Origin of the sequence: Mycolicibacterium smegmatis (assembly GCF_001457595.1) — a bacterium.
GTDB lineage: Bacteria > Actinomycetota > Actinomycetes > Mycobacteriales > Mycobacteriaceae > Mycobacterium > Mycobacterium smegmatis.
In genome coordinates, this window is sequence record NZ_LN831039.1 from 5,946,738 (window position 1) to 5,957,046 (window position 10,309).

Sequence of the window (10,309 nt, forward strand, 5' to 3'; positions counted from 1 at the left end):
GCCGGGATCACAACCGGTCGATCACGTACTGCGCGGCCTGGCCCATCATGCCGTTCACGTTGTACAGCGCGTGCGCGAAGCTCGGCCCGCCTGCCGGTGCGCCGTCGCAGATGGTGTCACCCGGCGCGCACAGGTTCAGTGTCTTGTCGACGTAGCGGGGCCCGATCACGATGGGCGGTGCGCCGATGTCGCGCATGAACTGATCCGACGGTTTGCCGATCAGCACCACCGCGGCGACGTGGTCGGAGACCTCGGCGGGCATCGGGTCGGGGATGTACTGCCGATACTCGGCCGGGATCTCGGCGGGGATGTCGGCCGCGGTGACGAAACCGGCGACCACCGCGCCTTGCGAGTACCCGCCGACCACGATGCGGGTGTCGGGGCAGGTGTCGGCCGTGGCCTCGACGTGCGACGCGGCGTCGGCGATGCCGTCGACCACGGTCCGTGCGAATGCGATGCGGTCGCCGAAGTCGCCGCTGGCCGGGTAGTCGACCGCGTACACGTCGACCGATCTCGGCGCGGCCTGTGCGCGCAGCGTATCCACGAAGGCCTGTCCCATGACCCCCACCCCCGGTGGTTCGAAGGTGCCCCTCGCGAACACCACCTCGACGTCGGGACACGGCTGCGCCGACGCGGGCGAGGCAGGGATGACCGGCAGGGCGCCGAACGCCACCAACGCGGCGCCCAACAATTTGAGAACGTTCATATCGACTCCAAGCGCATCGGGTCGTGCCGTTCTAGCCGTTCCCCATGCTGACACACCGTCACAACGAAAGCTCGTGAAGGACGAAAGTACCTACGGCAGCGACACTTTCGGGAAGGGTCGCGGCTGGTCCGCGCCCGGCCCGTCGAAGTGCCACCACTCCCCTTCGTACACGCTCAGCCCGCCGGCCTGCATCGCGTCGCGCAGCCGCGCCCGGTTGGCCCGCGCGGCAGCACTCACACCCTCGGTGGCGTAGGCCTGGCTGCGGGCGGTGAAGTCGTCGAACCCGGTGCCCATGTCCGCACCCGCGATCGTGACGTCCACCGACCGCCCGGCCTCGTGGCTGCGCGCCGCGGTTCCCGGACGCGCCACCCACGCCGGGTTGGGCACCACCTCGAACATCCGCACCTGCACCTCGTGCGGGCGGTAGCAGTCCCAGAACACCAACCGCTCGGGGCGCAGCCGCGCCGCGGCCACCGCGAACCCGTGGGCCATCGACTCGTGCACCAGACACCGTGAACCGGTCGGGTACAGCTGTTCGCCCACGAAGTTGTCGGTGGTTGCGTACCTGAGGTCGACCACCGCGTCCGGCACCACGGTGCGCACGTCCACGAGTCGGTCATCCGACACCGGATCGGCCGCCGCCACCGGCGCAAACACCGTCGTCAGGCACCCCGCAGCGGCGATCGCGGCGAGGACCAGCGCGGACACCCGTCGCATTACGGAAATGCCACTCTCTTCTTCAGACATATCTCTTTCCGTTGTACGATAACCGCACTCTTGAGCATGACGTCGGCCCTCACCGGCCCCTGCTTACGCGCAGAAGTCACCCGACGGATTGGAGCGATCGTATGGCGTCAGCCGCACCGGCAACCGTGACGACGCGGTACGCGGGACGGCGCGTCGAGCGCGTCGAGGACACTCGACTGCTGACCGGCCGCGGAACGTTCGTCGACGACATCGTGCGCCCCGGCATGCTGCACGCGTGCTTCGTGCGCAGCCCGTTCGCGCACGCAAAGATCAACGGCATCGACGCGACCGAGGCGCTCGCGCTGCCCGGTGTGCGCGCGGTGTTCACCGCGGCCGACATCAACCCTGAGGTCAAGGAGGCCTGGCACGCCGTCGCGGGCAGGGACATGCCCGACACCCCGCGGCCGCCGCTGGCCGAGGGTGAGGTCAAGTTCGTGGGCGATCCGGTGGCCATCGTGATCGCCGAATCGCGCTACGTCGCCGAGGACGCCGTCGACCTCGTCGAGGTGGACTACGAACCGCTGCCCGCGGTCGTCGACTTCCGCACCGCGCTCACGTCACCGGTCGCAGTCCACGACGCCTACCCGGACAACAACGCGGGCGGCATGGCCGGCGCACCGCCGGACGAGGAGACCTTCGACTCGGCGGCACATGTGGTCAAAGAGCACGTGTACCAACAGATGTACGTTCCGGTGCCGATCGAGACGCGCGGCCTGGTGGTCGAATGGCAGGCGTCGGCCGGCGAGCTCACCATCTGGGCGTCGACACAGACGCCGCACGAACTGCGCGCGTTCGCCGCACGCCTGCTGGGCATCCCGGCCCAGCACGTGCGCGCGATCATGCGCGACACCGGAGGCGGCTTCGGGCAGAAGGTCGTGCCGATGCGCGAGGACATGTGCATCATGCTCGCGGCGCGCAAGACCTCCGGCGCGCTCAAGTGGATCGAGGACCGCCGCGAGAACCTCATGTCGGCCGGCCAATCCCGCCACGTCGACGGCGACGTCCGGATGGCGTTCGACCCCGACGGCAACATCCTGGCCGCCGACATCGACTTCGTGCAGGACATCGGGGCGTACCCGACGCCGTACCCGGTGCTGACGACGGCCGCGATCGGCATGTTCTTCCCCGGCCCGTACCGGGTGCCCAAGGCCAGCTTCAACTACAAGACGGTGTTCTCCAACACCGCGGGCCTGCACGCCTACCGCGGCCCGTGGCAGTACGAGACGCTCAGCCGCGAGATCCTGCTCGACATCGCCGCGCGCAAGATCGGCATCGACCCGGTCGAACTGCGCCGACGAAACCTGTTGCGCCGCGACGAGATGCCGTACTTCAACCCCAACGGCATGCCGTACGACCACGTGGCGCCCGCCGAGACGTTCGAGCAGGCCGTCAAGATCCTCGACCACGAGGGTTTCCGCAAGGAACAGGCCGAGGCACTCGCGCAGGGCCGCTACATCGGCCTCGGCTTCTCGGCCTACATCGAGCCCACGGGCGCGGCCACCGGCCACCTGGCCTCCGAGGGCGCGACGATCCGCATGGAGTCCACGGGCAAGATCAACGTGTACGTCAACGGCGGATCGACCGGAAACAGCTTGGAGACCACGGTCATCCAGCTCACCGCCGATGCACTGGGCGCCGACATCGACGATGTCGCCACCATCCAGGGCGACACCGCGGTCACCCCCTACGGCGCGGGCACACAGGGCAGCCGCAGCGCACCGATGACCGCGGGCGCGGTCAATGAGGCGGGCACGATGCTGCGCAACCAGATCGTCGCGATGGCCGCGGCATGGCTGGGTGTCGAGGAATCCGAGATCGAACTGGGCGGCTCCAAGGCCACCGTGCGCTCGGATCCGGACAAGAGCGTGACGTTCGGTCAACTCGCCTACCGCGCGTATTACGAGCCGCAGCAGTTGCCGCCCGGGCTCTCGGCGTCGCTGGAGGCCACCGCGCGTTACACCGCACCGCCCACCGCACCGATCCACTGGGCCAACGCCACCCACGCGTGTACGTGCGAGGTCGACATCGAGACCGGGCAGGTCACGCTGACGCGCTACATCGTCAGCGAGGACGTCGGGCCGATGATCAACCCCAACGTGGTCGAGGGCCAGATCGCGGGCGGCACGGTGCAGGGCATCGGCGGCGCACTGCTCGAACAACTGGCCTACGACGACGCGGGCAACCCGCTGTCCTCGACCTTCGTCGACTACCTGCTGCCGACGGCCACCGAGGTCCCGGCGATCGAGTACGGCCACGTCGAGATCCCTGGCCCGGGCGTCGGCGGATACAAGGGCGCCGGTGAGGGCGGTGCCATCGGCTCGACCCCGGCCGTCATCAACGCCATCAACGACGCACTCGCGCCGCTCGGCGTCACGGTGACCACGCTGCCCGCGAGCCCCGCCGCCATCAGTGCCGCGATCGAGGCCGCCACCGACACAGCCACACAAGGGAAGGACCACTAACCGTGGAGCTCAACAACGAATTCCGGGTCGCGGTGCCTGCGGCGAAAACCTGGGAGGTGCTCACCGATGTGCGGCGTGTGGCGCCCTGCCTGCCCGGAGCCACACTGCTCGACGTCGACGGCGACGAGTTCACCGGCGCGGTGAAGGTCAAGGTCGGCCCGATCACGGTGTCGTACAAGGGCGAAGCACGGTTCCAGGAGAAGGACGCAGGCGCACAACGGGTCGTGCTCAAGGCCAGCGGCAAGGAGACCAGGGGTAACGGCACCGCCGCGGCCGTCGTCACGGCGCAACTCAAGGAGGAAGGTGCGAACTCCACGCTCGTGGTGGTGACCACCGACCTGCAGATCTCGGGCAAGGCCGCACAGTTCGGCCGCGGTGTGCTCTCCGACGTCGCGTCCACCCTCATCGACCAGTTCGCACAGAGCCTCGAGGCCGAGTTGCTCGGCGGAACGTCCCCGACCCCCGGCACAAGCGAAACGATTTCGGACACAACCGGTTCCGAGCAGCCCCAGCAGGGTGCGCCGATCAACGCGCTGGCCCTGGCCAAGGTCATGGCGGTGCCGATGGCCAAGCGTTTCGCACCCGCCATCGCCGCGGTCGCCGCGGCGGGACTGATCGGCTACCTGGCCGGAAGACGACGCAGCAAATCGCAGCCGGGCCTGCGACCCGAGGACCTGCAGGCCGCGCTCCTGCGGTTGGTGTCGTGAAGGCCGCCCCGTTCGCCTACCACCGGCCCGCGTCGGTCACCGACGCGGTGGCACTGCTCGGCGAGTACGGCGACGATGCGAAGATCCTCGCAGGCGGGCAGAGCCTGGTGCCGATGCTCGCGATGCGGCTGACACACTTCGACAACCTCATCGACATCTCGCGGGTGCACGAACTCACCGACATCGACCGCATCGGCGACGAGGTCCGCATCGGAGCGGCCACGCCGCACGCGTTCGTGGGCCTCGATGACGAAGTGGCCGAGTCGGTTCCGCTGCTCACCCTGGCCACACCACACATCGGGCACTTCCAGATCCGCACGCGCGGCACGCTGGGCGGCGCGATCGCACACGCCGATCCGGCCGCCGAGTACGCGGCCGTCGCACTGGCGCTCGACGCGACCATCGAGGCCACCTCGGCGCGCGGCGTCCGCGAGATCCCCGCCGCCGAGTTCTTCACGGGCCTGTGGGAGACCGCGCTGGCTTCCGACGAGATCCTCACGGCGGTGCGGTTCCCGGTGTGGTCGGGCCGGTGCGGCTTCGCGGTGCAGGAGTTCGCGCGTCGCCACGGCGACTTCGCGATCGCCGGCGCGGTCGTCGGCCTCCAGCTCGGCGACGACGACCGCGTGACCCGCTGCGGCATCGGACTGCTGGGTCTGGGTTCGACACCGTTGCGCGCCACCGCAGCCGAGGCCGAGGTGCTCGGAGGGCCGGTCGACGCCGTCACGCCCGAGGAGATCGGCAGGCTCGCGCTGAGCGACCTCACCGAGATTCCCGCCGACCTGCAGGGCACGGCCGAGTACCGCCGCAGGGTCGGCGCCACGATGGTGGCCAGGGCCTTCGAGCAAGCACGTACGCAAGCCACCGAAGGGGCTGTCGATGCATGAACTGCCGGTTGAGGTTTCGGTCAACGGCCAGACCTACCAGGGCCAGGTGGAACCGCGCGTCACCCTGGCCGACTTCCTGCGGGAGAACTGCGGCCTGACGGGCACGCACCTGGGCTGCGAGCACGGCGCGTGCGGCGCCTGCACCGTGCTGCTCGACGGTCAGGCCGTGCGGTCCTGCCTGATCTTCGCGGTGCAGGTCGACGGCCAGGACGTCACCACGGTCGAGGGCATCGCCGAACCGGACGGGTGCCTGTCACCCGTGCAGGCCGCGCTCAAGGAGTGCCACGGCCTGCAGTGCGGGTTCTGCACGCCGGGCTTCGTCACGTCGATCACGGCGTTGCTGCGTGACAACCCGGCCCCCACCGACGACGAGATCCGCGAGGGGTTGTCGGGGAACTTCTGTCGCTGCACGGGTTACCAGGGCATCATCAACGCCGTGCACCGCGCCGCCGAACTGTCCACCCGGGAAGCGCAGCGCGACCTCGAGGTTCACGCCCAGCAGTAGCGCCGCCGCGCGCAAGCGGTGACAGTGGACTGATGAGAATCGGATTCATCGGACTGGGCAACATGGGCGCGGCCATGGCCGCCAACCTCCTTGCGGCCGGACACGACGTCGTCGCGTACAACCGCTCACCGCAGAAGGTGGCCGCACTGGCCGAACAGGGCGCCACGGCCGCCGAGTCGGTGCGTGACGCCGCGCAGGCCGACGTCGTCGTCACGATGCTCGCCGACGACAACGCCGTCGAGACCGTCGCGTTCGGCGGAGCGGACCCTGCCGAAGGCCTGGTGGCCGCGATGCCCGCCGACGCGATCCACGTTTCGTCGTCCACGATCAGCGTCGACCTCGCGAAACGGCTCGCCGCGGCCCACGCCGAGGCCCGCAACCAGTTCGTCAGCGCACCGGTGTTCGGGCGGCCCGATGCCGCCGCGGCGGCCAAGCTGTTCGTCGTGGCCTCCGGTGCACCGGCCGCGGTCGAGGCGGCCACACCGGTGTTCGACGCGATCGGGCAGCGCACGTTCGTCGTCGGCGACGAGCCCAGCGCTGCGAGCCTGGTGAAGATCAGCGGCAACTTCCTCATCGCGTCGGTGATCGAATCCCTCGGCGAGGCAATGGCTCTCGTGGGCAAGGCCGGTGTCGACAAGCACCAGTACCTGGAGCTGCTCACCTCGACGCTGTTCGACGCGCCGGTGTACCGCACCTACGGCGGGCTCCTGGTCGACGAACAGTTCACCCCGCCCGGTTTCGCCGCGCCGTTGGGGCTCAAGGACGTCAAGCTCGCGCTGAGCGCAGGAGAGGAACTCAAGGTGCCGCTGCCCGTCGGGAGCCTGTTGCGCGACCGGTTTCTCACACTGCTGGCCACCGGTGGCGGCGAGCTGGACTGGTCGGCGCTCGGTGCGCTGCCCGCGTGGGAGGCAGGCGCACCACACCCGGCCTGACCGTCAGCCGTCGGTGACGACTCCCCGCAGGCCTTCGGCGCCGAACAGCGGTTCCAGCATGCCCGAGATGTCGGGACCGCGCCGCAGCCCGTGGCCGCCGTCGACGTTGATGGCCTGGCCGGTGATCCAGCCCGCCGCGTCGCTGAGCAGGAACACCGCGAGGTTCGCGATGTCCTCGACCTCACCGAAGCGCGGCAGCGGCGTGCAGGCCGCGTAATCGTCGGTGACCGCGGGGACACCCAGGATCGGCTCGACCATCTCGGTGCGGGTGAGCCCGGGGCGGATGCTGTTGACCCGCACCCACGACGGCCCGAGTTCGTCCGCGGCGAGCTTGAGCAGGTGATCCAGCGCGGCCTTGCTGACGCCGTAGGCGCCGAACCAGCGGTGGATGTTGCTCGACGCGATCGAGGAGATCCCGACGAACGATCCACCGCCGCCGCGCACCATCTCGCGGCCCGCGTGCTTGAGCAGGTACATCGTGCCGTTGATGTTGAGATCGATGGTCTGCCGCCACAATTCGGAATCGATCTGTGTGATCGGCCCGATGGTCTGCGATCCGCCCGCGCTGTGCACCACGCCGTGCAGACGCCCGTGCCATGCGGTCGCGGCGTCCACGGCGCGGTGCACCTCGTCCTCGTCGGTCACGTCGGCGGGTTCGTAGCGCACCGAACCCGGACCGAGCGCGCCGATCTCGTCGGCGGCGGCAGAGAGCTTGTCGGCGTTGCGACCGACCAGCATGACGTCGCCGCCCGCCGCCACGATCGCCGCGGCAGCGCCCTTGCCGATACCGCTTCCGCCACCGGTCACCAGATATGTACGTTCCGCCAACGACAGCTGCACTGCTGCGCCCTTCATCCAGTGGGAATGGTTCTGCGTCAAGGTGTATCACGTCGGGCGAGCTTGGGAGCGCCCAATGTGCGCCAATCGGGAACATCCGGCGGCATGCCGACGGGCCAGCGGTTCTCGTTGGCGGCGGCCCAGTGCGCATGCCCGAGTTCGTGGATGTGGAACGCGTGGTGCAACGCCTCGGCGAAGCCCATCGAGTCGGCAGCGGCGTTCACCGAATCCTTCACCAGCAGCGCAGCCATCGTGGGCCGTTCGGCGATCCGCCGCGCGAACTCCAGGGTCTTGTCCTCCAGCTCTTCGCGGCCGAACACCTTGGACACCATGCCCAGCCGGTAGGCCTCGTCGGCGTCGATCGAATCGCCGGTCAGCAGCAGTTCTTTGGCCTTGCGCGGGCCGAATTCCCAAGGGTGCGCGTAGTACTCGACGCCGGGCATGCCCATCCGGACGGCCACCACGTCGCTGAACCTGGCGTCGTCGGCGGCCACGATCAGATCGCACGCCCAGATCAGCATCAGGGCCGCCGAGATGGCGTTGCCCTGCACCTGGGCGATGGTGATCTTGCGCAGATCGCGCCAGCGTTTGGTGTTCTCGAAATAGAAGTGCCATTCCTGCCGGTAGGTGCGCTCGGCGACGCCGGCCACCGTCGCGCCGTAGCCGGCGAACGTCGGGTGCTGCCCGGGGCCGGGTTCGCGTTCGGCGAGTGCCTCCTCGGAACCGAGGTCGTGGCCGGCCGAGAAATTCTTGCCGCGCGCGGCCAGGATGACCACGCGCACGGTGTCGTCGGCCTCGGCGCGGGCGAACGCCTCGTCGAGTTGCACGAGAAGCGTGCGGGACTGCGCATTCTGCGCCTGCGGGCGGTTGAGCCAGATCCGGGCGATACGCCCTTCGTCGAGCGTCTCGTACTCGATCTGGCGGGCCTGGCCGCCGTCGCCGTCGGAACCGGTCATGTCGAACCACCTCATCAGCAGGTATGGCACTTAACAAAATGCACCATACGTGTATCGCCCCAGTCATCTCACACCGGGATCACAGCAATCGAACAGAATCATCACAGCAGACACCAAGCCGGCATTGGACGCCGCGACTATCGCGCGCTTATCCGTTGTCGCGCGTATGATGTCGTACGCGAAGCGATACCTGGCCGCCACCCCAACGCGGACCCGACGGGCATCTACAGCAAACATACAGGAACCTCAGAAAAGGGCACGCGAATGACCATCTCCCAGTTCACCGCCCGCCGGCTGCCCCTCGCCGTCGGCATGGCGTGCGCAGCCGCCGCGGTCGCTGTCGCTCCGGTGTTCTCGGCGTTGTCCGCACCCACGTCGGCTCTGGCGGCGTGCCCCAACGGGGAAACCGAGGACACCTTCACCAACCAGTGCGTGCCCGATCTGGTGCCCAACTCGCCCGAGCCCGCGTTCTCCACTGCCCCCAACCAGCTGCCGCAGATCGACGGCATCCCGTGCACGGGCGCCAACACCGGACAGTGCATCGGCCTGGGCGAGGAGCAGCAGGCGCAGGGCCCGGCCGCCGTCCCGCGCTCGTCGGTCGGCAGCAGCCCCACCGTCACCGGCCACACGAACTGATCAGATCCGGCCTGGATCCGATCCGACGCAAATCACATACGCGGGCTGATCGCGATATAGCCCGATTTCGCCCCCGGCGGCCATAAACTGCTGGGGTGATTCGCACTGTCTTTGCTGCGGCGGCCTGCGCCCTCGGCGTGTCGGCGCTGGCCCTCGTCCCCGCACCGGCCGCATCGGCCGCGTGCCACAACGGGGAAGAAGAAGACACCTACACCATGGTGTGCACCCCGTTCATGGTGCCCAATTCGCCTGGGGCGTTCAGCGGGATCCCGGGCAATCCGGACCTCCCGGCCGTGAACCTGCCCGGCGGCGGTGGCGCCATCCCGTGCACGGGCCACAACGCGGGCGAATGCATCGGGCTGGCCGAGGAGGACGCGGCCGAGGGACCGATGGCGCAGCCACGGTCGATCATCAGCGCGAGCCCGTAACGAACGCCCAGTTCAGGGCCGCATTTCAGGGAGCTCCAAGAACTGATGCAGATTATTCCCAGCTTCCTTAGAATTCTTCCCGACGAAACAGTCAGACAACTACAGAAAGCGTGACAATGGCGACCTTCCCGTACTCACTGCGACGACTGATCCTTGCCGGCGGATTCGTGGTCGCTGCGGCCGCCGCTCCGGCGATCACCGTGTTCGCCGTTCCCGATTCCGCCATGCCCACGGCGGCGTGCCCTGGTGGTGAGGAAGAGGACCTGTACACCGGCGTGTGCGTGCCGCACACGGTCCCGAACTCGGGCGGGTCGTTCAGCCCGATCCCCGGTAACCCCAACCTGCCCGCGGTCAACCTGCCTGGTGGCGGCGGATCCATCCCCTGCACCGGCAACAACACGGGTCAGTGCATCGGCCTGGCCGAGGAAGCCCAGTCCCAGGCCCCCTCGGTGACCCCGGAGTCGTCGGTCGGCAGCAGCCCGACGGTCCACGGTTCGATCGGCTGACCA

At 68.8% G+C, this 10,309-nt stretch carries 12 protein-coding genes; 8 read left to right on the forward strand and 4 right to left on the reverse strand.

The annotated features are described in order from the left end of the window. Window positions 1–7: 7 nt before the first annotated feature. Together AT701_RS28750 and AT701_RS28755 are read right to left on the reverse strand one after the other, a co-directional pair. Window positions 8–706 carry a cutinase family protein gene (locus tag AT701_RS28750; RefSeq protein WP_003897277.1) on the reverse strand — a complete coding sequence of 233 codons (699 nt, stop codon included), beginning with the start codon at window positions 704–706 and terminating at the stop codon, window positions 8–10. A gap of 90 nt (window positions 707–796) precedes the next feature. Beyond that, a complete protein-coding gene (locus AT701_RS28755; RefSeq protein ID WP_003897278.1) occupies window positions 797–1,423 on the reverse strand; it encodes a M15 family metallopeptidase in 627 nt (208 codons plus the stop codon). A 131-nt stretch (window positions 1,424–1,554) separates the two neighbouring features. Here AT701_RS28755 and AT701_RS28760 point away from each other — a divergent pair, with 131 nt between their 5' ends. The 5 genes from AT701_RS28760 to AT701_RS28780 are packed head-to-tail and all read left to right on the forward strand — an operon-like array spanning window position 1,555 to window position 6,943. Continuing rightward, a complete protein-coding gene (locus AT701_RS28760; protein ID WP_058127061.1) occupies window positions 1,555–3,915 on the forward strand; it encodes a xanthine dehydrogenase family protein molybdopterin-binding subunit in 2,361 nt (786 codons plus the stop codon). Window positions 3,916–3,917: 2 nt separating this feature from the next. Then, entirely contained in the window at window positions 3,918–4,622 is a 705-nt protein-coding gene (locus AT701_RS28765) for an SRPBCC family protein (RefSeq protein WP_058127062.1), read from the forward strand. After that, window positions 4,619–5,506 carry an FAD binding domain-containing protein gene (locus AT701_RS28770; protein WP_011730865.1) on the forward strand — a complete coding sequence of 296 codons (888 nt, stop codon included), beginning with the start codon at window positions 4,619–4,621 and terminating at the stop codon, window positions 5,504–5,506. Before AT701_RS28765 ends, AT701_RS28770 begins: the two co-directional genes overlap by 4 nt. After that, window positions 5,499–6,011 (forward strand): (2Fe-2S)-binding protein, encoded by a 513-nt coding sequence (locus AT701_RS28775; RefSeq protein WP_058127063.1) that lies wholly within the window; start codon window positions 5,499–5,501, stop codon window positions 6,009–6,011. The genes AT701_RS28770 and AT701_RS28775 overlap by 8 nt, the downstream gene beginning before the upstream one ends. Window positions 6,012–6,043: 32 nt before the next feature. Then, a complete protein-coding gene (locus tag AT701_RS28780) occupies window positions 6,044–6,943 on the forward strand; it encodes an NAD(P)-dependent oxidoreductase (RefSeq protein ID WP_058127064.1) in 900 nt (299 codons plus the stop codon). Between the two features lie 3 nt (window positions 6,944–6,946). Here AT701_RS28780 and AT701_RS28785 read toward each other — a convergent pair whose 3' ends face one another. Both AT701_RS28785 and AT701_RS28790 read right to left on the reverse strand, forming a co-directional pair. Further along, window positions 6,947–7,783, reverse strand: a complete 837-nt coding sequence (locus AT701_RS28785; RefSeq protein WP_011730868.1) for an SDR family oxidoreductase — start codon at window positions 7,781–7,783, stop codon at window positions 6,947–6,949. Between the two features lie 35 nt (window positions 7,784–7,818). After that, a complete protein-coding gene (locus tag AT701_RS28790; RefSeq protein ID WP_029104400.1) occupies window positions 7,819–8,736 on the reverse strand; it encodes an enoyl-CoA hydratase in 918 nt (305 codons plus the stop codon). Between the two features lie 264 nt (window positions 8,737–9,000). Between AT701_RS28790 and AT701_RS28795 the strand changes: the two genes are divergently transcribed. The 3 genes from AT701_RS28795 to AT701_RS28805 all read left to right on the forward strand — a co-directional run bounded on the left by AT701_RS28795 (window position 9,001) and on the right by AT701_RS28805 (window position 10,306). Continuing rightward, window positions 9,001–9,372: an intersectin-EH-binding protein Ibp1 gene (locus AT701_RS28795; RefSeq protein ID WP_003897286.1), complete on the forward strand. Its 372-nt coding sequence runs from the start codon at window positions 9,001–9,003 to the stop codon at window positions 9,370–9,372. Between the two features lie 95 nt (window positions 9,373–9,467). Beyond that, complete coding sequence (locus AT701_RS28800) at window positions 9,468–9,800, forward strand: hypothetical protein (protein WP_003897287.1); 333 nt, start codon at window positions 9,468–9,470, stop codon at window positions 9,798–9,800. A 116-nt stretch (window positions 9,801–9,916) separates the two neighbouring features. Then, the gene (locus AT701_RS28805) at window positions 9,917–10,306 is read left to right on the forward strand and encodes a hypothetical protein (protein ID WP_003897288.1); all 390 of its coding nucleotides are present in this window, start codon (window positions 9,917–9,919) and stop codon (window positions 10,304–10,306) included. Window positions 10,307–10,309 lie beyond the last annotated feature (3 nt).

What these genes read in the sequence shown, in the direction of transcription:
- AT701_RS28750 (WP_003897277.1), bottom strand. Translation starts at nt 706, where the DNA reads ATGAACGTTCTCAAATTGTTGGGCGCCGCGTTGGTGGCGTTCGGCGCC.
- AT701_RS28755 (WP_003897278.1), bottom strand. Translation starts at nt 1,423, where the DNA reads ATGCGACGGGTGTCCGCGCTGGTCCTCGCCGCGATCGCCGCTGCGGGG.
- AT701_RS28795 (WP_003897286.1), top strand. Translation starts at nt 9,001, where the DNA reads ATGACCATCTCCCAGTTCACCGCCCGCCGGCTGCCCCTCGCCGTCGGC.
- AT701_RS28790 (WP_029104400.1), bottom strand. Translation starts at nt 8,736, where the DNA reads ATGACCGGTTCCGACGGCGACGGCGGCCAGGCCCGCCAGATCGAGTAC.
- AT701_RS28780 (WP_058127064.1), top strand. Translation starts at nt 6,044, where the DNA reads ATGAGAATCGGATTCATCGGACTGGGCAACATGGGCGCGGCCATGGCC.
- AT701_RS28805 (WP_003897288.1), top strand. Translation starts at nt 9,917, where the DNA reads ATGGCGACCTTCCCGTACTCACTGCGACGACTGATCCTTGCCGGCGGA.
- AT701_RS28760 (WP_058127061.1), top strand. Translation starts at nt 1,555, where the DNA reads ATGGCGTCAGCCGCACCGGCAACCGTGACGACGCGGTACGCGGGACGG.
- AT701_RS28775 (WP_058127063.1), top strand. Translation starts at nt 5,499, where the DNA reads ATGCATGAACTGCCGGTTGAGGTTTCGGTCAACGGCCAGACCTACCAG.